Genomic DNA, 25,297 nt, shown 5'->3' with positions numbered 1-25,297 from the left:
TAGTTAATTGTCATAGTTCGTTCATTGATGTTATGATGTAAGCGTTCTATAATAGAACTACTGAAGTTTAAAGGAGCGCATGATTTATGCCGTTAAGTATATTTGGATTTCAAGCATTATGGAGTCCTTATTTAATTGGGTTTATCGTAATATTAACCGTTCTCTATTTTTTAGTTACAACAGTTTGGAGAAAATCGTTTAAAGTTAGTGAGCCCTTAAAAAGAAATGAAGCACTATATTTTATATTAGCAATGGTTTTGCTATATATACTGAAAGGCTCGCCCATTGATTTAATGTCTCATATAATGTTTACATATCATATGGTTCAAATGGCATTTCTACTTTTATTAGTTCCAATGTTTTTGATTAAAGGTGTTCCATGGTGGGTATGGAAAGTCATTATCGAAGCACCGGTTGTACGTTCAATTTTTAAAGTGTTTACACAACCAATCGTTGCAGCCTTTATCTTTGCATTGATGTTTTCCTTGTATCATATGCCTGGTATTTTTGATGTCATTAAGCTTAATGAGACATACCACGTTATTTTTTCATTTCTCTTATTTGTTGCAGCTTTCTTTATGAACTGGCCATTAGTAAGCGATGTTCCTGGACAGCGAAAAATGAGGCATCTTTCGAAATTAGGTTATATTATCGCCAATGCAGTATTAATTACCCCTGCCTGTGCATTAATCATTTTTAATCCAAATCCAATGTATGCAACTTATACGGATGGAGAAGCATGGTTAAAAGCGATGGAGCTTTGTGTTCCTTCTACAACATTACAAGGGCTATCACTGTCAGGACCAGAGTTATTTAATAATATGAGCCCCCTAGCTGATCAACAACTAGGTGGAGTTTTAATGAAAATCATTCAAGAAATTATATTTGGTATCGTATTATTTAAAGTGTTTTTTGCATGGTGGAGAGTTGAAAAGGCAGACGAGAAGGATATTAATGAAAAGGCATTAAGGGACTTTCAAGCTAAAAAACAACAGAGCAATAATTTTAATTAACTTTTTCTCAAATTAAAAAAATTATAGATTACTAAATGATAGGAGAATGTTTAATGGGTGTACCTATTCTACCTACGATTAGTACTTCATTTATTGTTATAAGTGCCGTTTTAGTTGCAATTGGATGGGGTCTAATTTACAAAAGAAAAATTGAAGCACATAAAAAAGTAATGTTTGCCGCTGGAATAGCAGCGTTAATTTTCTTTATCATTTATGCTTCCAGAACAATTTTCATAGGAAACACTTCCTTTGGTGGACCAGAGGAATTAAAAGGTTATTACACATTCTTTTTAGTTTTCCACATTATTTTAGCCACTGTAGGTGCAGTTTTTGGACTTGTAAGTATCATTACAGGATTGAAAACAAAACTAACCATCCATCGTAGAATTGGACCAATTACGAGTATTATTTGGTTTTTCGTAGCGATAACAGGGGTAGCGGTATATTTATTATTATATGTAATTTATGAAGGTGGACAAACGACATCTTTAATTAAAGCGATTTTAGGATTTTAGTGGAAATCGAAGGGCAATCTTATATGATTGCCCTTTTTGTTTTCAGCGAAATTTGAAATAAAAAAAGGTAAGACAAAATTGTCTTACCCTAAGGTTTTAAATAGAAGCTTCAATACCGTATGCTGCAAAATCTTTTTTAACGTTTGCTAAAATTTGCTCACATTCTCTTACTAAATGTTTTGGAAAGACTTCATCTTCACCGTATTCAACACCATGTGGATAATAGTATTTACCAAGAGCTGGTTTAGCAATTTTTAATACTGCGCTGCGGTTGCCAACATCCCCTGAGATAGCACTGCAAAATACGCGTAAATAGTAGCGACCTTCTTTTAAATCAAAGCGTTTATCGAAAGTCATACGATCATAGTCCCAAGCACCGTCACATTCTAGACCGTTTTTTTCCATAACACTTACAAGAAGTTCTTGTTCAGCTGTTATATTTTCAAGGGTTTTGTTCTCAAAATACATTAATAAATCCTCCTTTAGCAAAAATCGTACATAAAGTATACGCTCATTTTTTATAATAGAGCAAAATATCTTTTGTTGCAATGGCAACATTGTGTCAACCACTATATAATTGATATAATAGTACTAATAAAAATAAAGGATAAAGAACGCATGAAAACTCTTTTTCGAATCTTAATCGTCCTGTCCTTTCTTGCAATTATCTTTTTTTACTCTTCAAACATGGAAGATAATTATGAACCTTTAGAAGGACCAAATTCAACATCACAAGTTATTCCAAAAACGGAAAGCAAGCCGAAAGAAATACAAGATGCATTACCACGTCCTGAAAAGGGGATATCAACACTTATCGGTAAAAAGAGTAATCAATTATTGAAATTGTTTGGTGAACCTTCCCGTTATGATCGTTCACCATATGGTTATGATTGGTGGGTTTATAACGAGGATTATAACAAATTTAGTATGTTTGCTGTGAAAGATAATATTATCACCCAAGCTTATAGTAGCGGTAATTTAACTGATGTGACTCCTTATAAAATGGGGCAATCGTTAGAAGACATATACCGCATGACGATTATTGAATCAGAAATCACAGCCACAATTGGTGAAAACATTTATTCTTTTACATTGAACGAAGAGGATATGAATACACGGATTTTAACAAAATTAGGTGATATATATGCTCAGCTATATATTGATAGCGAAAGCGGAACATTGAGTGGTATCCGTTTTCTCGATAGTCAATCTTTAGTTTTACACCGCCCTTATGAAATGTCTTTTGTAGGGGAGTTAATTTCACCTCCAAGTCCGAATTCCTATTTATTAGAAGAAAGTAACAAAGATAGTGCAGCACAACTTTTCGATTTATTAAATGTTTTTCGTGTAACCAATGATATACCAATCATTAATTATGATGTGTATGTATCAGTAGTTGCTATGCAACATAGTGAAGATATGTATTCAGAAAATTATTTATCCCATGATTCACCGACAAATGGGTCATTAAAGGACCGACTAGAAGAAGAAGGAATTATTTATAAAGAAGCTGAGGAAAATATAGCGACAGCTTATGTTGATGCGATAGAAGCAGCCCATGGTTGGCTAAATTCTAGAACTCACCGGGAATATATGCTTAGTAGTGATTACACCCATGTTGGTTCAGGAGTATTTATTAATTACTATACTCAAATATTTATTGAAAAAAGTGAAGATGAATAAAAGCAGCCCTTTAGTTGAGTAATTTAACTAAAGGGTTTTTTACATTTTCTGCTGTCATCCTATGCCTTTACATTTTAGTGTCACGATGAAAACCTAGGCATAAAATAGGGAAAAGGAGTGACAACTTGCAACTAGCAGAACTATTAAAAGAATGGCCATGTACAGTCAAAGGTGGCTCAATTCGAGTGGATGTAACAGGAATAGAGGATTATGCCCAAGGTGTAAAAGAAGGCGATTTATTCATCGTTCGTAAAGGTAGAAAATCAGATGGACTAAAATATGTTGATACGGCAATCGAAAATGGAGCAGTCGGTATAGTGATAGAAGATGAAAAACAATTAGATACGTTAAAGCTATCCATTCCAGTTATATGGGTTCCGAATGTTTTAAAATTCATGTCATACAGTGCAGCGAAACTAAATCATTTTCCAGCAGAAGCAATGCAAGTTATTGCCATAACAGGTACAAATGGAAAAACTACAGTCAGTCACTTTATCGGTCAACTACTACATGCACTACATAAAAACGTAATTGTTATCGGAACGAATGGGATTTACATCAATGGAGTAGAGGTAAATTTAGATTATGAGCATTTAACAACTTTACAACCGAAACATTTACACAGAATTTTAAAAATCGCTGTAAATCGTGGTGTCGAATATGTTGTTCTCGAAGCATCCTCTATGGGACTTGCAAAACATCGATTGGACGATTGTGCAATTAATGTAGGGGTTTTCTTAAATTTAGCGGAGGATCATATTGAAGATCATGGATCCTATGATAAATATAAAGCAGCAAAGCAAATTCTTTCCACATTATCTGAACGACTTGTTTTAAATGGGGATGATTCTTTTTGTCGGACTGTTGGTCTCCAAGCTAAAAAGAAAAAGGCATATTTTGGCTTAGGAAACCGGGTGGATTATCAACTACAGCTCCTTGCAGAAGGTTTAACTACATCAACTTGTTGTCTTCAAAGTAACAAAGGACAAAAAGTATTTTCAGTTCCTTTTGTTGGTGAACATCATTTACAGAATACCATTGCGGCCATTACAACAGTAAGCGAACTCGGATTTCCAGTTGCAGAAATTTGTGAGGCAGCTGAAAAGCTTACTTTACCAAAAGGTAGACTCGAAGCGATTCCAAATGATTTCAATTTAGATATATATATTGATTATGCCCATACAGAGGCTGCTTTACGAGCTGTTTTACAAACATTAAATAAAACTGTTAAGAGAGATTTAATTGTTGTTTTTAGTTGTGGTGGTGACAGAGATAAACATAAACGGATTAAAATGGGAGCAGTTGCTTCTAAGTATGCCAATTTTATTTATTTAACGACTGATAATCCAAGAAGTGAAGATCCTGAGTTGATTAACTCACAAATAGCGGCCGGTTTCTCTCCAAAACAACAATACGAAATGATATTAGATCGAGCAAAAGCAATTGAAACTGCCATACTCAATGCAAAAGAAGGTGACACAATATTAATTGCAGGAAAAGGGCATGAGACGACACAAACGATAGGTGCTCAGGATATCCAATTCTCCGATTATGAATGTGTGAAGGAAGTTCTTGAAAAACGGCTAAAGGAATCTCGTAGATTCGAATAATTTCCCAGGGCCATTTCATTCGTTCGATACTAGTGGATAAAAGTGTTAAAATAAACTAGTAAAATAATTATAAGCCATTCTTATACAAACATTATTTAAATTCTGCTATGATAGTATCAGATTGGAGGAAATAATGGTGATAATGACATCAGAATGGGCCTTCATTTTAGATGAAGCAGACGAATTGAGTGCAATGATCCTCTCTTCAGAACAAGCTCAAAAATTACGTAATGCTTATCAAGATGTTTATACAAATAAAGATCTTGTTGAGCAAATACGAGCGTTTACACGAATGAAAGAACAATACGAGGATGTACAACGTTTTGGTAAATATCATCCTGATTATCATACAATCATGAAGAAAATTCGCGAACAAAAACGAAATCTTGATTTAGATAAACGTATAGCGAATTTAAAACTAGCAGAAAATGATTTCCAAGATTTATTAGATGAAATTAGTTTAATCATTGGAAAATCCGTATCAGAGGCTGTGAAAGTACCAGTAAGCAATCCTTTCTTTGCGACAAGTTCTTCCTGTGGAAGTGGTTGTGGGAGTGGAGGAAGCTGTTCTTGTTCAGCATAAAGTAAAAGGGCAACTTCGAAAAAGTTACCCTTTCAAGAGTAGATAAAGTCCTTTTGACTTATCTACTCTTTTTTGTCTTTGTTTTGTTCTTCTTTTAATTCTTGTAGTAAAGGAACTGCGATATCTGGGCGATCTGTTACGATTCCTTTTGCCCCAAGTTTAATTAAGCGTTCCATCGTATCTGAATCGTTAATCGTCCAAAAATGAACTGGAATATTTAACTTGCCAAGGAAGTTTATGAATTTCGATGATTCCAATGAAACGACGCCAAATTTTGTTGGAATTTGAAAGACATCTACTTTAGGGCGATACAAATGGCCAAATTGACTTGTGAAAGCTGTAAAGGCTTTTCTTACATCATTTTCTCCAGCACCTAATGCAACTTGATTTTGGGCATATAAATTAAAACGATCCACTTGTTCACTATAGAAACTCGTTACAACGATGCGATTCTCAGCACCGAACTCTTCAATAAGTCGCCATAATTTTGATGGCATTAAACTTCCTTCATAACTATCTGGTCCATCTTTAATGTCGATATTAATGTACATATTCGGATAGATTTCAAATAATTCCCGTAACGTTACGATTTCAATTTTTTGCTCACGATATGGGAAGTTTCCCTCTAAATCTTGGAAGTGATAGCCAAAGTTTAATTGTTTTAACTCATCAATTGTTAAATCTTTTACAAAACCGACACCATCACTCGTACGGTCTACTGTTTCATCATGAAAGACAACAATTTCCTCATCTTTAGTTAAACGAATATCGATTTCGAAACCATCGACGCCTAAAGACACAGCTTTTTCAAAGGCAATCATTGTATGTTCAGGGGCCAAGTGAGAACCGCCACGATGAGCAAGAACGATGGGATGATCATATTGTAAAACTTCCTTATCTTCTCTTCTTTGTGGCTTAGATATTGCTTTGCTTCCGGCCCATGCAGCTGCACTCGCAGCAGCAATTGCTATCGCAACTTTCGTTTTCTTTCCCATTGAGATCCTCCTTCATAATGGAACAGTTCAATTATATATTTTCATGTTTCAGATGAATACCATTCGATTGTATTTTCGTGAATGAATAAATAAAAACAAGTTCATTCTATAAAAATGATTATAACGGAAATTCTTCCCCTGTGTCACTAAACTCTGTTGCTATCAAAATTGACATTATGGTATGCTTTTATGTAAGAAATGAGGGAATGAAAATGCAGGAACGACAAGGTTTAATTGTTTATGTTCATCAACTAAAACATGCAAAAAGTTTAAGAAAATATGGACATGTTCATTATATTTCTCGAAAGTTAAAATATGTCGTTATTTATTGTAATCGTGATGAGATTGAATCGACGTTTAATAAAATACAACGTCTTCCTTTTGTGAAAGACGTTGTCGAATCGTTTCGTCCATTTTTAAAAACTGAATTTGAAAATGCGAAACCGGATAAAGCAAAAGAATATGATTACAAAGTAGGTTTATAATCAAATAAATGCTTATTGCTTCGGTGGAATAAAATGATTCATTCTTAAAATCCCGATTAAATGTTGATAGAACAAAACGGTTTCAGAGTAAAATGAAGAATGCTTCACTTCCATTGGAATGGCTTTTTTACCTATTTCACTTAATGTTTCTTCAAATATTTCAAGTCGTTTTGAAGGGTTTTCCGGCGTATATGGAATCCCTTCACGACAAATATAAATAGGCATAAATTTGCTTTCCCCAACAGGTTTAAATGCTACTGAAATTGATGCGACTTTTTTATCGCCTTTATTTGAAATGAAAATAAATGCATTATGGAATCTGTTTTCGTTTGTTTTAATGAGTTCGCAAAGTTCATAAATATCTCCATAACCTTGTCCTAATTCAATAAATTGTTGAATCAACTTTCACACATCCTTTCCGATAACAATAGTATCACGATGTAGGGGGTTAGGCACATGAAATATGCAATAAGTTTTTTTGGAGTGCTTATTGCTTCAATTAGTGTGATGCTTTTTTTTCAGTATCAAGTTTATTCTGACAAACTGGAATCAGGGGATGGTGATTTTTCATATACGCAGGAAATAGATATTACCTATCGAAATGGAAATTTAGATGTACGTCATCATTTTCACAATTTACCTAGTGGAACGATTAACATTCAGTGGCCAAATTTAGCTGTTAGCCCGGATTGCTTTATTGATTCTGCTAATAGTTGTGACCGCTTAAGCAAAGATAAAACGAAGTTTGAAGCCGGAGATGGGCATCATCAATCTTTATCATACATAATTCCGTTGGAAGGCGATTTAACTACTCAACAATTTTTAAAAGATATATTTGTCAACCTTTCCAATGGTGAAGCTACATATTCTACAGTACATATTTCAACTGATAATCATATAAAAGGTAGTTGGGTTACTGGATTGCCGTTAATCGGCCAACAATCCTTGACCCTTGTTAATTATTCGATGTTTAGTGGTACCGGGGGAGTTAACGAAATCTATTGGCAAATAGGAGATTTGAACGTTCAACAACCATCTGAACAATTCTCCCTTTATTCTTCTAGCCCTTTGCCATCGAAGGTTGTGGAGGAGTTAAAGTCTTCGAAGTTATTATCAGATGAACATATTGCCATTGTACATGGTGAAAATTCTAGCGGACAACAAGGTGAACGTATTTTATTTCTAGAAGATTTATCAGAGGAGAACGTCTTACAAAATATCCTTTTATTCCAGGTGGGTAAAAACTATCAATTGGATAGTAGCCCACAATGGTTGAGGGAAGTCGTTACATCCTTTTTAACTGGCTCTACAATGGGTGGAGTAAAAGCAAAGGAAATAGTTAACACTTTAACATCTAACCTGTCAGATACTCAATTAACGAATTGGGTGGAAAAATTGAAATCTTTAAAGGGAGATAAAATCTCTTCTGCATTACTTGATAAAGAACTATCAACTATTTTTGACCTTCATACTAAATATTTTTCAATGAATGAAAAGACTGAAGGGGTTTATCCATTATTATTTCATGATCGTAGAAAAATTTATTTGAATTCTGAATTACTGTCCGATGGGGATCTAGTTTATAAGGATGGACTGTTGCTCTATTCGGCAGATGCAGTACTAAAAAGGATTGGGTTTAAAACATCGGTAGGAAAAAATGGATACTACGTAGAAAATGAATCAAAGCAATACAGATTTCCACAAAACTATGGATTTTACGTTTATAATGAACAACGATACAATACAACTTCAGAGCCAATGACAATCATTGCTGGGAAACATTATATTGAGGAAAAATGGTTACAAAAATTATTCGATATGGAAATTACGAAGAATAATATGACCATCATGCTAAATAGCGACAGCAGCAATTAACTATAAAGGCCAGGTGATCAAATGAGAGTTGTAGCAGGTGAAAGAAAAGGAATGCCTTTAAAGGCCGTAACAGGTACGACAACAAGACCAACAACCGATAAAGTGAAAGAGTCTATTTTCAATATTATTGGACCGTTTTTTGAAGGTGGTATCGTTTTAGACTTATTTGCAGGTAGTGGGGGTTTAGGCATTGAAACATTAAGTAGAGGCGCAAGTAAAGCGATTTTCGTTGAAAAGGATGGGCGTGCCTTCCAAACATTGCAGGAAAATATAAAAAAATGTCGCTATGAAGAAGTATCTGAAAGTTATAAAACGGATGCGACACGGGCCGTGAAAGGGTTATTAAAAAGGGATCTTCAAATTGATTATATCTTTTTAGATCCGCCTTATCGTAAAACAGAATACTACGATTTATTAAGTACATTAATAGAAAATGGAAAATTATCAGAAGATGCCATTATCGTTTGTGAACACGCAGTTGAAGTGAGTTTACCCTCGAATTATGGTCCATATCAATTAACTCGTCAAGAAACATATGGCAGTACGATCATTTCAATTTATCGTTTTACCCATATGTAATTGATAAAGGGAAGAAGGAGAAATCATTGTCTGAAAAAATTGCAGTTGTACCAGGTAGTTTTGATCCGATTACGAATGGACATTTAGATATTATTAAACGTGCTGCGGATGTATTTGATATTATTTATGTAGCTGTTTTAAACAATTCATCAAAAAACCCACTCTTTTCTATTGATGAAAGAATGGACCTGATTCGAGAAGTGACGAAACATATCCCGAATGTGCGAATTGAAAGTTCGTCAGGTTTACTAATAGACTATGCTAGAGCAAAAAATGCAAAGGCGATTGTGCGTGGGTTACGGGCAATTTCGGATTTCGAATATGAAATGCAAATTACATCCATGAATAAGTTTTTGGATGAAACAATTGAAACGTTTTTCATCATGACAAAAAATCAATATTCATTTTTAAGTTCAAGTATTGTAAAAGAAGTAGCCCGCTATGGTGGAGTTGTCTCTGGACTTGTCCCTGAAATCGTTGAAAAAGCGTTAATTGAAAAATATTGCCAGCAATAAATAAAATCGACAAAATCACAATGATGATTTTGTCGATTTTTTTATAAAAATAGTAAATAGAAAAGAGTTGGGATAAGTAGGGTATAGCAAAGACGCATGAAAATATAAGGTTTTAAGGATAGTTTTTCGCTTTTTGCAATGACTGCAACCTGCATATGAATACTTAAACTTTGACTAGTTAAAAATGTTACCAGAATTACGAAAAGTAAGGTTGGTTGATTTGCAAAAAGTTCTTGTCCAATTTTTAAAGCGTTTGTCATCTCGAGCATTGCTGCTATAAGAAGCATAAAAGTATTATGTATTTCAGGGAAAAAGCTTTTAACAGAATGCATGACAACAGTATAAATCGTTGTGAAAAAAATAATGGTCGAACCAACTACTAAAACGGTCGGTATGCTATCTTTAATACTGCTTGTAAAAGGATTGGTTTGGTTACTAGATGGGATAGCTGATATAAAATTCCCTTCCTTTTCTCGGCGACAGTAATAATAAGCACCAGTTAAAATAATAATCGAAACGACATGGTATAAAATTAAAAACTTCCAACTAAATGCTGTATCATTTAATAAATCGTTTCCAACAAACCCTAACACGAATAATGGGCTTGGACTATGACAAATACTTAAAAGGATGTTTGCTTCTCGAAGGGAAATTTGATTACTTTTTTTCAGGTAAGTAATGGTTGCAGCGCCAGTTGGGAAACCACCGAGGGCACTAATACCATACGTTTTAAAAAATAATTTAAATCTTGAAGAAGCGTTACTTTTATTTGGTGTTAGCCGTATAAACCATTGGGTTAATATTAAGTAAGGTAATAGGTATGGAAATAGTGCTTCCATAAAAAGTTCTACCCCTAAATCGGTCCCTTCATGGGCGATTCCCGGGAATAATAGTAATAAGCAGATTAACACGATACAAATCAATAAATAAAGGAGTGGAATAAGCATCATCTCTTTTCAAATTTTTGTTTTCCATTTAAGCAAATGCTAAACTAATATATGCGATACGTGAAAAAATTAGTCTATTAAAAGGTAACTTCAGGAGGTGCCATACATATTGAATAAATCCCTTGTTTATTTAATAATTTCGCTTATCATTGTGTTTTTTCTTAGCTTCTATAAGCTGGACTACTATATTATGAAACCCGGAAGTGCCTATGACGTGAGTGAGTTTGTTACCGTGGAAGACGGAGATAAAAACCACGAAGGAACGATGAGTTTAATGACGGTAGCGATGGCCCCAGCAACCCCTCTTACATATGCAATCGCCTATTTTAAAGACTTTGAAGAGATTTATAAGGAAGAAGAGGTTCGACAAGAGGAAGAGGATGACGAGGAATATAGTGTTCGTCAACTTAAATTAATGACGGACTCTCAATTTAATGCCCTTTATATTGCTTTCCAAAAAGCCAATTTACCTTATACGATTGAGTATCATGGGGTGACTGTATTAAATGTCTTAAAAGATGGAGCTGCTGACGGAGAATTACATGCTGGTGATGAAATTGTTGAGGTTGATGGACAATTAATCGAAAAGGCACAGGAGCTAACGGATATATTAAGTAAGAAGAAAGAAAATGATAAAGTACATCTTGTCATCGATCGAAACGATGAATTATTGGATCGTACCATCTCGTTAAAGCCAATTCCTGGAGCAGAGAACAACCGTGTTGGTATTGGGATTACTTATTCAGAAAGTAAATTTATTAAAACTGAACCAAACGTGAAAGTGAATACGGAAAATATAGGTGGACCCTCTGCTGGTTTAATGTTTACGTTAGAAATATTGAACCAATTACTCGATGAAGATTTAACGAAAGGTTATGATATTGCGGGTACCGGTGAAATGAATGAAGATGGTACCGTTGGACGTATCGGTGGAATAGAAAAGAAAGTAGTTGCTGCAGATGAAGATGGTATCGAAATCTTTTTTGCTCCAGATGATGAAATTACGGATGCAATGCGACATGCAAATCCAGAGATAAAATCGAATTATGAAGCTGCTGTTGAAACCGCAAAAACAATCGGAACGGATATGGAAATTGTACCGGTAAAAACGGTCGATGATGCGTTGGAATATTTAGAAGAATTAAAACCAAAAAAAGGGTGACAGTATTGTCATCCTTTTTTAATATCTTTTTTATAAACGAATAGGAGGAGTTTGATAATCTCTCGCTATTTTCTCTTTTGATGTTAATTCTACTCCCAATGCATACATTTCGGTTGCGCGGATATCTAGTGCGAGCAAAGGATCTTTGACAGAAGCTACCCGACTGATTAAGGGAAGGGTAAATTGTTTTTTCTTTTCGGATAAATAAGCTTGGCCAGCTGTTGTCATTCCTAATAAACGAATATAAGTTGGTTCAGAATATTGATGGAGCTGTTTCTTTGTAATACCTGTATAAATATGAGTAAGCATTCTTTGAAGTCTTGTCCAAGTGTATCGTTTTGATTTGATATGATTCATAAAGTCAACAAAGGAATCACTCTTTTTAGCAGCCTTTATGAGTGCATGTTCAATTCCTTCGGATACATCGGCAAATTGGCTTAACTGTTCGGGCGTATTTCTTAAAATAGCAAAACGTAAGTAGGGCCAAAGTGATTCCCATTGGATAAAGCGATCATATTGATTTTTCCAATTTTTCAGCTCAGAATAAGTTTCGGTAGGCACGTATTTTTTAACATTTTGTAATAGCTGTTCTTCAAAAATTGCTTTTCGGATACCAGTAGCACTAGCAATGGAAGAATTGACATTGATTTCATCGTGATAGCCTGCTTGAATACGTTGAATAGTTGACGGTTCAATAGATAAGTTGAAACGTTTTGCGGCTTCGATATAGTGATAACCTAATATGTTATTCGGCTGAGATAAATCAATCGTTTTTTTTGATACATTTTGTCGTAGTTGCTCGTATGCCATATATAAACTTTGGGGATAACTAATCCCAGTTGTAACAAATTGTTTAATAAGCGAGTTGTATTCCTTTTCATGTTCCTTTATCAAATAATAAGTATTTAAAAATGGTTCGATGGTACCTTCTTCACTTCCAAAAGTAAAAGTTTCACATCCAATAGCATTTAACAGCATGATTGCCCCTTGTGCAAAGTGACTAGCATGTCCAGTGCTGAAAACATAAGGGAGTTCAATAACAATATCGATGCCATTTTGTAACGCCATTTTTGTTCGATGCCATTTATCAACTAGAGACGGTTCACCCCGTTGTAAAAAATGGCCGCTCATTACAGCAATGACAACATCGGCATTGGATTGACTTTTTGATTGTTTTGCATGATATAGGTGTCCGTTATGAAATGGATTATATTCAACAACAACGCCGACTGATTTCATTTGTTACACTCCTAAAATTCGTTTTTTTCTACTATCAACTTATAAAAATTATAGTACTCATTTTGTCTAGTGACAAGAAAATATCTTGACATCTAAAAATACACATTATATAATCAACATTGTTGTCTCGAGGTGATTAATGAATGAAATGGTCAATTCATCAATTATCGAAGTATCGCCAAAATGGGATGCCGATTGATGCAGAAGTACAATTGGATGATGTAATGAAACGAAACAAAGATATTCGTCATATTTCACCCGTTCATGTAAAAGGACACTGTACTTTCGGTGCATCGCAAATGACATGTCAATTTACGATGACAGCGACTCTAACACTCCCTGAATCTAGGACATGGGAAGATGTTGAATATCCAATTGAAGTCGATGCAGTTGAAATTTTCAGCTGGATAGATCCTGAACATCGTGGTCATGACGATGAAGATATACATTATATTGATGGTGAAGTAATCGACTTAAAACCAGTTCTTGAAGAACTAGTACTTCTTGAAGTTCCGATGCAAGTATTTAAAGAGGATACTGAAGGAAAAGTACATGGCGGTAAAGGCTGGAGCTATTCAACTGATGAAGATGTTGCTCGTCAAAAGGAAAATGACGAACCAAAAGTGGATCCAAGACTGGCTGATTTAGCTAAGTATTTTGATCAAACAGATGAATAGATAATCTGTAAGGAGGTGCCAATAATGGCTGTACCATTTAGAAGAACTTCTAAAACTGCAAAAAGAAAGCGTCGTACGCATTTCAAATTATCTGTACCTGGTATGGTAGCATGCCCAAACTGTGGCGAAGCAACATTAGCTCACCACGTATGTAAAGCTTGTGGACACTACAAAGGTAAAGAAGTAGTTAGTAAATAATTCAGTATTTACTAATGATAAGGCTATTAGAGAGACCATGGCTCTCTAATAGCCTTTTTTATTTGACTAAAATATAATACAAAACGACTTCTTATATTAGAAAGAACTTTTAGAACTTTCTTGTAAATTACAGATTGCTCCTTTACTATTTTAATGGAATAGTTACATTTTAAAGGGGATGTTAGTTGTGGCTTATCAAATAGAGAACAATGATGGGATATTAATCTTTACAATTGACCGACAAGATAAAAGAAATGCCGTCAATGATGAAGTGATGGAAGGGTTAAAAGAAGCGATTACATATATCAAAGATCATCAAGATGTACGGTTTTTAGTTGTAACTGGTAGTGGAGAAAAAGCTTTTTGTTCTGGTGGAGATTTATCTGAATTCCATCTTCTTCATACAGAAGACGAGGCATTTAGTATGCTTAGTAAAATGGGCCATATATTATATGATTTAGCTACATTGCGTGTACCGACAATCGCCCTCGTAAATGGTGCAGCAGTAGGAGGCGGTTGTGAAATTGCAACGGCATGTGATTTTCGTCTCGTAGCAAGCGATGTTCAATGTGGTTTTATTCAAGGAACTCTATCGATTACAAGCGGTTGGGGTGGAGGGACTTATCTATTTGAAAGAGGATTGCGACATGACCACGCTTTAAAAATGCTAATAGACGCTAAAAGTTATGATGCCAATCTTCTATATGAGATTGGTTGGGCTACAGACTTATTTGAAGGTTCAAAGGAACAAGCTCTTGAAAAATTCATTGCCAATATGAGGGGAATACACCCATCTGTACACCAAGCGTATAAAGAGATACAACTTCGGAAATGGAAAGAAAAAAATATGTATGAACGCGTGATGGAAGAGATTCGTTTATGTGCAAAACTATGGGAAAGTGATGCTCATAATGAAGCTGTTCAACGCTTTTTAAATAAGTCCAAATAATGAATGCGCCCTCGGTAGAGAGGCGTTTTTTAATATCCATTTTTTATAGAAATGGAGTAGAAAGAAATGAATAAGTCTCAACCTATTTTTCTATGATTGTTATTCTATTTAATCTATTGACCTGCATATAGTAGTAAAAAATGAGAGGTGATAGAAATGGATGGAAAAAGACGTAAAGATCAGTGGACAGCAGATGACGATGAAAAATTAGCTGAAATCGTTATTCAAGCTGTTCAAAATGGTAAAACACAACTTGAAGCATTTGCTGAAGCGGCAAGTGTATTAAATCGTACAAAACAGGCGTGCGGTTTTCGTTGGAATAAAACATTGCGTCAACAATATGGCCAAATGTTAAATAGTGTGAGAAAGCGTCCAAAGCAATTAATGCGTAGCCATTTAAAACTAGCACTTAGTAGTTTTGATGAATTAACAGAAGCATATAATGAACTAGAAATAAAATATCGCGAATTACAAACTGAACACGAAAGAATTCTTAAATGGTTGCAACAAGGGGCAAGTTTCATCGAACATCAAAAGTAAACGGTTTTATTTTTTAATATGAATTTAAATAAACGATTAAAAAAGATAGGTAACAACGGATTTAAACTCCATAATTATGATTAGTAAATAGCATCTAGGTACGAATCCTACAACCTATGTATTTTATTTTGCCCTTTTTAGGCTACTTAAAGGATAGTAGACAAAAAGTTTCTTCGAACATCGTTTGTCTGCTGTTTTATTTATGCTTTTTGATTAATCGGTTAACAAATAAATTACATTCTTTATCGAAAACGTGTGGTTAATCCGGTATAATATGATTTAATAAAAGGTCTGCCATCATCGGTAGACCTTTACTTTTCGTTTGAAATAGGGGTGGGTAAGGATATGGACATTCATATAATCGGTGCTGGTTCAGTAGGTATGCTAGTTGCTAGCTTCTTAGCAGAGTTCAATGACAATGTAAGGCTAATTGTCCGTAGAGAAAGCCAAGCAAATCAACTATTACAACATGGTTTAGTCCGAAAAAATCTGGATGGAACGTTGTTAAAATCAAATGTCCAAGTAGCGATGGACTTAAAAGGTTTACCAAAACATTCATTTGTCATCATTGCAGTGAAATACGGAGAATTAAACGATGTTTATCCAATACTTCGTACCATTCATGAAGATATCCCACTCCTCTTTTTACAAAATGGTTTAGCCCACTTAGAAGAAGCTATTCAACTGCCACAAAAAACAATTGCCTTCGGTTCTTGTCAGTTCGGTGCTGAAAGGGAAAACGATTATACAATCGTACATCGGGGACAAGGTGTTTTAAAGATTGCTATTGAAAGAGGTGTGAAAACACCATTCCATTTATTTCTCCAAAGTACAAATAAACAATTTCAAGTAACCTTTGAGAAAAGCGCGGAAAACATGCTATTCGAAAAGGCATTATTGAACTGTTTTATTAACCCTTTAACAGCGATATTACGGGTGAAAAATGGGATGTTAATAGAAAATCCGCATACTCATACAATGCTAAAAAATTTATATAATGAGTTAATGTCAGCTTTTCCAGAAAAGAAAGATCAATTTCCTTTTGAAGAAGTGGAGAAATTATGTAGAAAAACGGCCAATAATACTTCCTCAATGTTAGGTGACATTTTACAGAATAGACAAACAGAAATTGAAACGATTGTTGGGGCGGTTATAAAAAAAGCAGCAAAAAGAGGGGAAAATTTACCGATATTAAATACACTATATCATTTAATATTAGCGATAGAGAGCGGTGTGAAAATGTGAAAATCATGATTCAATACATTGTAAGTACAATAATATTTTTCCCTATTATTTTATTTTTCATTACATATGTTATTTGGCGCAAACGAAAAAAGACGAATATTCAATCGATAGGAACAGCAGCAGATGTAACGACATTTGTTTTATTTTTCTCGGTTCCTCTTTCGATTGCTAGTTTATGGGGAGAAAATTATAGTGGGATCGTCTTTATAGTGGCGATTTTTATTGCCATTATTTTTACATACATAGATTGGCGAACGAAAAAAGAAATAAAGATCTTATCATTATTTAAAAAAATATGGCGATTATTTTTCATTCTATTAACGATTTCTTATATTGTTATTTGGTTTGTAGGCTTAATTCAAAGTATAATGAATCTTGTTTTAATCTAAATCAAGCATTTTCTTTTGAAGAACTTGATGGAAGGTTTACAATATAGAAAGTGAAATATAAATATAACAGATTAGATAGAAATTAGAACATCTTTTAGATAACTGTTCATTTGAGTAGAGGAGATATTTTTATGAGGCTGGAACAGATTGAACTACCAGTTAACAATCAATTACTAGATGATTATTGGTCTGGAAATGAAAAATTAAAACCGTTTTATGAGTATGAGTATAATGATGAATCATTTAACACTCGATATAACTATTTAAAATCGAAACAATACGAAACAAAGGCGTTAAGTAAAATTATTCGCTCTTATATGGAACCACTAGGGATTTCCGACAAAATAGAAGAAAATTTAAATGCCTTAGAAAATGGTTCGGTTGCTATAGTAGGTGGACAACAAGCTGGGATATTAACGGGTCCCTTATACTCTATTCATAAAGCGATTTCCGTTTTATTGTTAGCGAAAGAGCAAAGTGAAAAATTGAATGAGCGAGTTGTACCGATTTTTTGGATTGCTGGTGAGGATCATGATATAGATGAGATTAATCATACTTTTACAATCGTCAATGGTGCTCCGAAAAAGAGGGTTTATCATGAACGATCAAATAAAAAGACGATGGCCTCAACAACTGCAATTCGCCAAGATGAAATGCGTCAATTATTGAATAACATTTTTCAAGATTTTGGCGAAACGGCATATACACATGATCTTCATAAAATGTGTCTTCAACAACTAGAAAATAGTGATACATTTACTGATTTCTTTGCACGTCTAATGAATGATTTATTTAAAGACGAAGGACTATTAATGGTTGATGCTGCATATACACCATTCCGCCAGTTTGAATCATCTTACTTTGTTAAAATAGTTGAGCTCAATGAGCAAATTGCAAAGGCCGTAGTTGACAAAGAACAGTTATTACATAATGCAGGTTTTGGTACTCCTATTAATGCGACGTTGAATAACGCCAATCTTTTTTACGTGCAAGAAGGTGAGCGTTATTTATTAGAAAGAAAAGATCGTTATTATCAAGATTCATCGGGTCTCATTAAACTTTCTGAAGAACAATTACTAAGTGTCGCGAAAACAAAACCAGAACAGCTAAGTAATAATGTTGTGACAAGACCTTTAATGCAAGAAATGACAATCCCTGTTTTAGCTTTCGTAGGCGGACCTGGCGAGCTTGCCTACTGGGGAACATTAAAGGATGCATTTCATGTAATGGATTTACAAATGCCGATTTTAGCACCGAGGTTAAATATTACGTTTGTAGATCGGAAAATGGATCAATTATTATCAACGTATGAATTATCGATTCCAGAAGTTCTTTCAGGAAAGGCACAAAGTTTGAAGGAACAATTTATCGAAAGCGTTCAGGACTTGGAAGCAAAACAGCAAATCGAAAATGTTCATCAATTATTAAAAGAACAATATGAGAAGTTAGATAGTCATTTAAATACACAACATTTAAATTTACATTCAATTGTAGAGAAAAATTTAAAATACCATGAAGTACAATTAGAGTATTTAAGTAAAAAAATTGAGCAGCAAGTGTTCAATAAACACGAAAAAATCATTCGTCAGTTTGATTTAATTCAAGCCGAAATATATCCGAATGAAAATTTCCAAGAAAGGGTTTATAATCCTTACCAATATATGAACAGTTATGGACCGAATTTGATTCAAGATTTATGTGCTTTACCGTTATCAATCTCTCGTAATCATTATGTCATTCATCTGTAATAAAATAACCTATTTTTATGACACTGTTCCAAAAGTTAACATTTTAACTTTTGGAACAGTTTTTTTGTGAGTATATACCTAAAAAAAGGTCGTATTAGCAATGATGGATTCTTTTGAATGAGTAAAAAGTTGTCTATGATTGTTAGAATTCCTCGTATAGTTAAGTCAAAAATCATAAAACAGAAAATGTAGAAAAGTACTATATACATAAATTATAAAAAGTTCTTAACAATCTCTTTAAAAATGTGGAGGAAAGTGGGGGAATGTGGTACATTATTTACTAAAGTGGGGTGAGTAGCATGTTCATGGGTGAATATCAACATTCCGTTGATGCAAAAGGACGACTAATTATACCTTCAAAATTTCGTGAAGAATTAGGAAATACTTTTGTTATTACTCGGGGACTTGATAACTGTCTATTTGGATATCCTATGGATGAATGGCGAAAACTCGAAGAAAAATTAAAAGAATTACCAATGACGAAAAAAGATGCTCGTGCATTTGCGCGTTTCTTCTTTTCAGGTGCAACTGAAGTTGAAATTGATAAACAAGGAAGAATTAATATCCCATCCACACTTGCTACTTACGCAAAACTTGAAAAAGAATGTGTTGTATTAGGTGTCTCAAGTAAAATTGAAATTTGGGCAAAAGATTCTTGGGAATCTTATTTCAACGAAGCAGAGGATTCTTTTAATGAAATTGCAGAAAATTTAATTGGCTTTGACTTCTAGTTAGGTATGAGCCAAAAAGGAGTAATGGTTTATGTTCGATCATACAACCGTATTATTAAAAGAAACTGTTGATGGGTTGAACATCAATCCCCATGGTTACTATGTGGATTGTACTTTAGGAGGCGCTGGACATAGCGAGTACCTAGTACAGCAATTATCATCAGAAGGAAGACTTATTTGTTTTGACCAAGATATGACGGCAATTGAAAATGCAAAAATTCGATTAGCAAATTATTTAGACCGTATTATCTTTGTTCATTCAAACTTCCGCTATGTCAAAGAGGAATTGAAAAAAATTAATATTGAAAAAATTGATGGTATTTTATATGACTTAGGTGTTTCTTCACCACAGTTAGATACACCTGAACGTGGTTTTAGTTATCATCATGATGCACCTTTAGATATGCGTATGGATCAAACGGCTGAATTAACTGCATTTCATGTAGTGAATAATTGGCCTTATGAAGATTTAGTTCGTATTTTCTTCCGTTATGGGGAGGAGAAGTTTTCAAAACAAATTGCTCGTAAAATTGAAGAAGCAAGAAAAGTTGCTCCAATTGATACGACGGGTCAACTTGTTGAGCTAATCAAAGAAGGTATCCCTGCTCCCGCCCGGAGGAAGGGTGGACATCCTGCAAAACGAGTTTTTCAAGCAATACGGATTGCAGTAAATGATGAGCTAGGTGCAGCTGAAGATTCACTTGTTGATGCGATTGAGCTTTTAAAAGTTGGTGGACGTATAAGTGTCATCACATTCCATTCTTTAGAAGACCGTTTAACAAAATCAATTTTTAAAGAGGCTTCGTCTCTACCGGATTTGCCACCAGGTTTACCTGTTATTCCGGACGAGTTTAAACCAACATTAAAACTTGTCACAAGAAAGCCGATTATACCTTCTGAAGAGGAGCTTGAGGCAAATAATCGTTCGCGCTCAGCTAAGCTTCGAATTGCTGAAAAAATAAATGAAAAAGGACGTGGGTAAATGGCAGTACGTGTTAGGCAAGATTCGTATATTCAACAGCCAGTAGTTCCTGAACAGCAACAGCCCAAAAAACAACAAAGTAATAGAAAAAAATCAAGGATTACCGTTAAAGAAAAATTTTTATACATTGCCTTTGTTGCCGTCGTTGCTGTGTTGGCTGTTTCAATATTACATAAGCAAAGTTCAATCCAGCAAACGTCGATGGAAATACAAAAAATTGAATCTCAAATTTCTGAAATTGAAAAACAAAATGTTGATTTGAAAGTTCAAGTTAGTGAGTTATCAACATATGAACGAATTTGGGAAAAAGCAAAAGCACTCGGTTTGACTCTTAATGAGAACAATGTAAAGGTAGTGCCGGGAGAATGAAAAAAAAGAGATTTCGATTCCAATGGGGAGCCTTTCTAATGTTTATTATTTATGGAGGGCTCTTTTTTTCATTATTTATACGTATTTTCACTATTCAAGCAACAGGCGAAGTGAATGGGCAACAATTAGAGGCAAAAGCAGCAGCGTTATACGAAAAGGAAGCAGTTCTCACAGCGAACCGTGGAAAAATATTAGATCGAAATGGCAGTGTCATAGCAGAAGATACATTAAGTTATAGGTTAATTGCTGTTGTAAGTCCAAAGGCAACTACAAAAAAAGACGACCCGCAACATGTAGTCGATCTTGAAAAGACAGCTAAAGTATTATCTGAGCATATTTCTATGGAAGAATCGCAAATCTATGAAATTCTGAAAGAAGGCGTTTCAAAAGAGAGATGGCAAGTTGAGTTCGGTTCAGCGGGTCGCAGTATTAGCCATGAAGTGATGAATGCTATTGAAGAAGAAGACTTACCAGGCATCGTCTTTGCCAGTGATACGAAACGTTATTATCCAAACGGTCCATTTGCTTCCCATCTTATTGGCTTTGCTTTAAAAGAAGAACAAGAGGATGGTTCCTTTAAAACAGTAGGTAAAATGGGATTAGAATATATTTATGATAAAGAGTTACAAGGAGAAAACGGTTCAGTTCATTATGAAAGTGATTTATTCGGTTACTTACTTCCGAACTCTGAAAAAATGGTCGAACCTGCAAAAGATGGAGATGAAATTTATCTTACTTTAGATAAAACGATTCAAAACTTTTTAGAAGAATCGATGACAGACGTTTATAAAAAATATAACCCAGAGTCGATGGTAGCTGTCGTCGCAGATCCGAAAACAGGTGAAATCTTAGCAATGTCCCAACGTCCTACCTTTGATCCAGATAATAGAGGCGGGTTAGACTCATGGACGAATGAAGTAATTGAATCTGCCATTGAACCTGGATCGACGATGAAAACTTTCACCTTAGCAACAGCTATTGAGACGGGAAAGTGGAATCCAAATGCGTATTACAAGTCTGGTAGTTATACAATTTTAGATAGAACGATTCGTGACCATAATCAAGTAGGGTGGGACACTATCACCTATTTAGAAGGTTTTCAACGGTCGTCCAATACGGCAATGGCCAATTTATTAGAAGATATCGGGAATGACACCCTTATCGATTATTTCAAAAAATTTGGTTTTAGTAAAAAGACAGAAATTGGTTTACCAAACGAGGCCTCAGGTACTCTACTAACGAATTATCCAGTAAACTATGTGACAACCTCTTATGGTCAAGGTTCGACGGCAACTCCTATTCAACTTGTCCAGGCGATGACAGCAATCGCAAATGACGGTAAAATGATGCAACCTTATGTGATTGATAAAATAGTAGATTCCAATACAGGCGAAGTAATTCAAAAAGAAAAGCCGAAAGTGAAAGGCGAACCGATTTCAAAGGAAACAGCAAAACAAGTTCGGGAAGTTTTAGCGTCAACGGTTACTGCTGAGGCAGGAACGGCCAAACGTTTTGCTATTGAAGGGTATGAAGTCGCAGGTAAAACGGGAACGGCATATATAGCTGATTCAGATGGTTCGGGTTATTTAAAAGGAAAAAACAATTATTTGTATTCTTTCTTAGGAATGGCGCCTGCCGATGATCCACAGCTTATCGTATATGTTGCAGTGAAACGGCCTAAATTACAATTAACAGAGGCTGGTTCTGAACCGGTAGCAAAAGTGTTCACTTCGGTTATGGAAAATAGTTTAAAATATTTAAATATCAATCCTGAGGACGCTGTAGAAGTACAAACAGAATCAATGAATGATTATGTTGGTGAAGATGCAGAAAAAGTTCAAGCAGAACTAACGAACAAAGGGTTAACACCAATTATTATTGGTGAAAGTGGTAAAATTACTGAGCAATATCCTAAAGAAGGTTTATCTATCCCAAAAGGTAGTTTAATATTTTTAAAGACTGATGGAGCTATTACCCTTCCGTCCTTTGATAACTGGTCTTTACGTAATGTTTTAGTTTATAAACAAATGTCAGGTTTACGAATTGAAGTGGCAGGAGATGGTTTTGTAACAAGTCAAAGTGTTTCTCCAAATACAGAAATAGTTGATGATTATCCAATTGTAATTCAACTGAAGACACCTGAAGAAGTATACTCAGTGGAAGATCAAAAATCAGAAGATGAAGAAGAATTACCACAAGATTAACAAAACCTTTCGAATAGAAGTTGTTTTCATTTCATACTTTGTTAAAAACGAGGTGTGAATGTCGAATGAAGTGGATTTCTACCATTTCAAAAAAAAGGTTAAAGTTAATTATATTTGGTTTTGTACTTTTTGGTTTATCAGTAGTTATCCGATTGTTTTATGTCCAAGTTATTCAACATGATAAGCTGACACAATTGGCGAAAGAAAATTGGGATCGGGAAATTCCCTTTGCATCCGAACGGGGAGAGATTGTTGATCGTAATGGAAAAGTGATCGTTACGAATAAACTTGCTCCTACCCTTTATTTTATGCCAGCCCAAAACGATAATATCGAAGAAGCAGCAAATCAAATTGCATCCGTATTAAATTTAGATGCGAAAAAATTGTATGAAAAAATGAATACGAGGGATTATTTAGTAAAACTAGCCCCTGAAGCAAAAAATATTACGTATGAACAAGCTGTACAAATTCAAGGCTTAAAAATTGATGGGCTATATAGTGGTGTGGATTACATCCGCCATTATCCATATGGCAATTTATTGTCTAGATTTTTAGGTTTTACAGGATATGATACTCAGGGGCTAGCTGGTATTGAATATCAATACAATAAACTACTGACTTCAAAAGATGCAGCGATTCGGCTTTATACAGATGCACAAGGAAATTCCTTACCCCATGTTGATGATGAATGGCGGGAAGGAGATCAAGGAGCCACTGTTGAACTAACGATAGATTTAGAAGTACAAGAAGTAGTCGAGAGGGAGTTATCCCAAGCGATGAAAAAATATAATGCAGACCAAGCACTAGCGATTGCGATGGATGTCAATACTGGAGAAATACTGGCACTTTCATCTTATCCTACATACGACCCTTCCAATTTTGAAGAAACCGATCAATCTATATACAATCGAAATTTACCAGTTTGGATGACCTATGAGCCGGGTTCAACTTTTAAAATCATTACATTAAGTGCTGCCCTTGAAGAAGATGTGGTTGATTTAGAAAACGATATGTTTTATGACAAAGGTTATACAATCGTGGAAGATTCAAGACTACGTTGTTGGAAACGGGAAGGACATGGTAGTGAAACGTTTTTACAAGTAGTAGAAAACTCTTGTAACCCCGGTTTCATCGAGATGGGTCAACGGGTAGGGGCGACAAAATTACTTCAATATATTAAAGACTTTGGCTTTGGTGAACCTACGGGATCAAACATTGCCGGTGAGGCGTCTGGAATTTTGTTCTCAGAAGAATCTTTTGGACCTGTTGAACATGCCACGACCTCCTTTGGTCAAGGAATTGCTGTTACACCAATCCAGCAAGTACAAGCTGTTGCGGCAGCGGTAAACGGCGGAAAACTTTTTAAACCATATGTTGTTTCAAGAGTGTATGATTCAGAGTCTGGTAACACAATACTTGAAAGTAAGCCTGAATTAAAAAGAAACGTTATTAGTGAAGAAACTTCTAAAAAAGTTCGGGAAGCACTCGAGTCTGTTGTTGCCAACGGTTCAGGTCGCCAAGCTTATCGAGATGGTCTTCGAATCGGTGGGAAAACAGGGACTGCACAAAAAGTTGTGGATGGACGTTATAAAGACGGAGAATATATCGTATCATTTATAGGATTTGCTCCTGCAGATAATCCACAAGTCGTCGTTTATGTTGCAATAGATAATCCAAAAAGTTCAGTTGTATTTGGTAGTACAATTGCTGCTCCGATCGTCGGTCAAATAATTGAAGATATTGCACCTAAAATTAACTTAGAGGTAGATCGAAAAGGTCAACTTGAAAAGCAATATCGTTGGGGAGACCCTATCACAGAGCGAGTTCCAAATTTAGTCGGATATACGTTGGATGAAATTATGAAATTACAATATCCATTTAATATTGAAATACATGGAGATGGAAAGAAAGTTACTTCCCAATTACCAGAAGCAGAAAACATTATTCAACAAGATGGTACGATCCATCTTTATTTAGAGGAAAACTAGTCTTTAAAAATGGAATGAAAACATCTATTATAAGGATGAATCATTTAAGAATGAACAGAATTAAAGGAGATTTATC

27 protein-coding genes are annotated in these 25,297 nt (G+C 34.8%); 22 read left to right on the top strand and 5 right to left on the bottom strand.

Annotated elements, in window-relative coordinates:
- Window positions 1-86 precede the first annotated feature (86 nt).
- Window positions 87-1,013 carry a cytochrome c oxidase assembly factor CtaG gene (gene ctaG, locus H9636_RS04370; RefSeq protein ID WP_191706404.1) on the top strand — a complete coding sequence of 309 codons (927 nt, stop codon included), beginning with the start codon at window positions 87-89 and terminating at the stop codon, window positions 1,011-1,013.
- Window positions 1,014-1,066: 53 nt separating this feature from the next.
- A complete protein-coding gene (locus tag H9636_RS04365) occupies window positions 1,067-1,528 on the top strand; it encodes a DUF420 domain-containing protein (RefSeq protein ID WP_191706403.1) in 462 nt (153 codons plus the stop codon).
- A 96-nt stretch (window positions 1,529-1,624) separates the two neighbouring features.
- Here H9636_RS04365 and H9636_RS04360 read toward each other — a convergent pair whose 3' ends face one another.
- The gene (locus H9636_RS04360; RefSeq protein WP_191706402.1) at window positions 1,625-1,996 is read right to left on the bottom strand and encodes a YugN family protein; all 372 of its coding nucleotides are present in this window, start codon (window positions 1,994-1,996) and stop codon (window positions 1,625-1,627) included.
- Between the two features lie 150 nt (window positions 1,997-2,146).
- Between H9636_RS04360 and H9636_RS04355 the strand changes: the two genes are divergently transcribed.
- The 3 genes from H9636_RS04355 to H9636_RS04345 all read left to right on the top strand — a co-directional run bounded on the left by H9636_RS04355 (window position 2,147) and on the right by H9636_RS04345 (window position 5,404).
- Window positions 2,147-3,211: a CAP domain-containing protein gene (locus H9636_RS04355; RefSeq protein ID WP_191706401.1), complete on the top strand. Its 1,065-nt coding sequence runs from the start codon at window positions 2,147-2,149 to the stop codon at window positions 3,209-3,211.
- Between the two features lie 125 nt (window positions 3,212-3,336).
- Window positions 3,337-4,821, top strand: coding sequence for a UDP-N-acetylmuramoyl-L-alanyl-D-glutamate--2,6-diaminopimelate ligase (locus H9636_RS04350; protein WP_191706400.1), 1,485 nt, complete (start codon window positions 3,337-3,339; stop codon window positions 4,819-4,821).
- 136 nt (window positions 4,822-4,957) lie between these two features.
- Entirely contained in the window at window positions 4,958-5,404 is a 447-nt protein-coding gene (locus H9636_RS04345; RefSeq protein WP_318240991.1) for a YlbF family regulator, read from the top strand.
- Window positions 5,405-5,466: 62 nt separating this feature from the next.
- Here the strand turns inward: H9636_RS04345 and H9636_RS04340 are convergent, their stop codons facing one another.
- Window positions 5,467-6,399: a glycerophosphodiester phosphodiesterase gene (locus H9636_RS04340; RefSeq protein ID WP_191706398.1), complete on the bottom strand. Its 933-nt coding sequence runs from the start codon at window positions 6,397-6,399 to the stop codon at window positions 5,467-5,469.
- 212 nt (window positions 6,400-6,611) lie between these two features.
- Between H9636_RS04340 and H9636_RS04335 the strand changes: the two genes are divergently transcribed.
- Entirely contained in the window at window positions 6,612-6,884 is a 273-nt protein-coding gene (locus H9636_RS04335) for a YlbG family protein (RefSeq protein ID WP_191706397.1), read from the top strand.
- A gap of 12 nt (window positions 6,885-6,896) precedes the next feature.
- Here the strand turns inward: H9636_RS04335 and H9636_RS04330 are convergent, their stop codons facing one another.
- On the bottom strand, window positions 6,897-7,286 hold the full coding sequence (locus H9636_RS04330; protein WP_191706396.1) for a DUF7147 family protein: 390 nt from the start codon (window positions 7,284-7,286) through the stop codon (window positions 6,897-6,899).
- 54 nt (window positions 7,287-7,340) lie between these two features.
- Between H9636_RS04330 and H9636_RS04325 the strand changes: the two genes are divergently transcribed.
- From H9636_RS04325 to coaD, 3 genes are read left to right on the top strand one after another with little or no spacing between them, the layout of a single operon-like run.
- A complete protein-coding gene (locus H9636_RS04325) occupies window positions 7,341-8,759 on the top strand; it encodes an RNA polymerase II (RefSeq protein WP_191706395.1) in 1,419 nt (472 codons plus the stop codon).
- A 21-nt stretch (window positions 8,760-8,780) separates the two neighbouring features.
- On the top strand, window positions 8,781-9,338 hold the full coding sequence (rsmD, locus tag H9636_RS04320) for a 16S rRNA (guanine(966)-N(2))-methyltransferase RsmD (RefSeq protein WP_191706394.1): 558 nt from the start codon (window positions 8,781-8,783) through the stop codon (window positions 9,336-9,338).
- Window positions 9,339-9,364: 26 nt separating this feature from the next.
- The gene (coaD, locus tag H9636_RS04315) at window positions 9,365-9,853 is read left to right on the top strand and encodes a pantetheine-phosphate adenylyltransferase (RefSeq protein ID WP_191706393.1); all 489 of its coding nucleotides are present in this window, start codon (window positions 9,365-9,367) and stop codon (window positions 9,851-9,853) included.
- Between the two features lie 41 nt (window positions 9,854-9,894).
- Here the strand turns inward: coaD and H9636_RS04310 are convergent, their stop codons facing one another.
- Window positions 9,895-10,692, bottom strand: coding sequence for a hypothetical protein (locus H9636_RS04310; RefSeq protein WP_225230062.1), 798 nt, complete (start codon window positions 10,690-10,692; stop codon window positions 9,895-9,897).
- A gap of 214 nt (window positions 10,693-10,906) precedes the next feature.
- Between H9636_RS04310 and H9636_RS04305 the strand changes: the two genes are divergently transcribed.
- Window positions 10,907-11,962 carry a SepM family pheromone-processing serine protease gene (locus tag H9636_RS04305; protein WP_404817737.1) on the top strand — a complete coding sequence of 352 codons (1,056 nt, stop codon included), beginning with the start codon at window positions 10,907-10,909 and terminating at the stop codon, window positions 11,960-11,962.
- Window positions 11,963-11,992: 30 nt separating this feature from the next.
- Here the strand turns inward: H9636_RS04305 and H9636_RS04300 are convergent, their stop codons facing one another.
- Entirely contained in the window at window positions 11,993-13,201 is a 1,209-nt protein-coding gene (locus H9636_RS04300) for a nucleotidyltransferase (RefSeq protein WP_191706391.1), read from the bottom strand.
- 143 nt (window positions 13,202-13,344) lie between these two features.
- Here H9636_RS04300 and H9636_RS04295 point away from each other — a divergent pair, with 143 nt between their 5' ends.
- From H9636_RS04295 to H9636_RS04240, 12 genes are all read left to right on the top strand, one after another.
- Window positions 13,345-13,878 carry a YceD family protein gene (locus tag H9636_RS04295; protein WP_191706390.1) on the top strand — a complete coding sequence of 178 codons (534 nt, stop codon included), beginning with the start codon at window positions 13,345-13,347 and terminating at the stop codon, window positions 13,876-13,878.
- A gap of 24 nt (window positions 13,879-13,902) precedes the next feature.
- The gene (gene rpmF / locus H9636_RS04290) at window positions 13,903-14,076 is read left to right on the top strand and encodes a 50S ribosomal protein L32 (RefSeq protein WP_036202717.1); all 174 of its coding nucleotides are present in this window, start codon (window positions 13,903-13,905) and stop codon (window positions 14,074-14,076) included.
- A 187-nt stretch (window positions 14,077-14,263) separates the two neighbouring features.
- Window positions 14,264-15,025 carry an enoyl-CoA hydratase/isomerase family protein gene (locus H9636_RS04285; protein WP_191706389.1) on the top strand — a complete coding sequence of 254 codons (762 nt, stop codon included), beginning with the start codon at window positions 14,264-14,266 and terminating at the stop codon, window positions 15,023-15,025.
- Between the two features lie 156 nt (window positions 15,026-15,181).
- The gene (locus tag H9636_RS04280) at window positions 15,182-15,565 is read left to right on the top strand and encodes a transcriptional regulator (RefSeq protein ID WP_122970261.1); all 384 of its coding nucleotides are present in this window, start codon (window positions 15,182-15,184) and stop codon (window positions 15,563-15,565) included.
- A gap of 345 nt (window positions 15,566-15,910) precedes the next feature.
- Complete coding sequence (locus H9636_RS04275; RefSeq protein WP_191706388.1) at window positions 15,911-16,810, top strand: ketopantoate reductase family protein; 900 nt, start codon at window positions 15,911-15,913, stop codon at window positions 16,808-16,810.
- A 5-nt stretch (window positions 16,811-16,815) separates the two neighbouring features.
- The gene (locus H9636_RS04270; protein ID WP_225230073.1) at window positions 16,816-17,199 is read left to right on the top strand and encodes a DUF3397 family protein; all 384 of its coding nucleotides are present in this window, start codon (window positions 16,816-16,818) and stop codon (window positions 17,197-17,199) included.
- Between the two features lie 131 nt (window positions 17,200-17,330).
- Complete coding sequence (gene bshC, locus H9636_RS04265; protein WP_191706386.1) at window positions 17,331-18,947, top strand: bacillithiol biosynthesis cysteine-adding enzyme BshC; 1,617 nt, start codon at window positions 17,331-17,333, stop codon at window positions 18,945-18,947.
- 299 nt (window positions 18,948-19,246) lie between these two features.
- Window positions 19,247-19,678 (top strand): division/cell wall cluster transcriptional repressor MraZ, encoded by a 432-nt coding sequence (gene mraZ / locus H9636_RS04260; RefSeq protein WP_122970265.1) that lies wholly within the window; start codon window positions 19,247-19,249, stop codon window positions 19,676-19,678.
- A 31-nt stretch (window positions 19,679-19,709) separates the two neighbouring features.
- Entirely contained in the window at window positions 19,710-20,660 is a 951-nt protein-coding gene (gene rsmH, locus H9636_RS04255; RefSeq protein WP_191706385.1) for a 16S rRNA (cytosine(1402)-N(4))-methyltransferase RsmH, read from the top strand.
- Complete coding sequence (ftsL, locus tag H9636_RS04250) at window positions 20,661-21,029, top strand: cell division protein FtsL (RefSeq protein ID WP_191706384.1); 369 nt, start codon at window positions 20,661-20,663, stop codon at window positions 21,027-21,029.
- Window positions 21,026-23,233, top strand: coding sequence for a penicillin-binding protein (locus H9636_RS04245; RefSeq protein WP_191706383.1), 2,208 nt, complete (start codon window positions 21,026-21,028; stop codon window positions 23,231-23,233). Before ftsL ends, H9636_RS04245 begins: the two co-directional genes overlap by 4 nt.
- A gap of 65 nt (window positions 23,234-23,298) precedes the next feature.
- A complete protein-coding gene (locus tag H9636_RS04240; RefSeq protein WP_191706382.1) occupies window positions 23,299-25,221 on the top strand; it encodes a stage V sporulation protein D in 1,923 nt (640 codons plus the stop codon).
- Window positions 25,222-25,297 lie beyond the last annotated feature (76 nt).

This window comes from Ureibacillus galli, assembly GCF_014836845.1.
Classification (GTDB): Bacteria; Bacillota; Bacilli; order Bacillales_A; family Planococcaceae; genus Ureibacillus; species Ureibacillus galli.
This window is presented reverse-complemented; position numbering and strand designations above follow the sequence as displayed.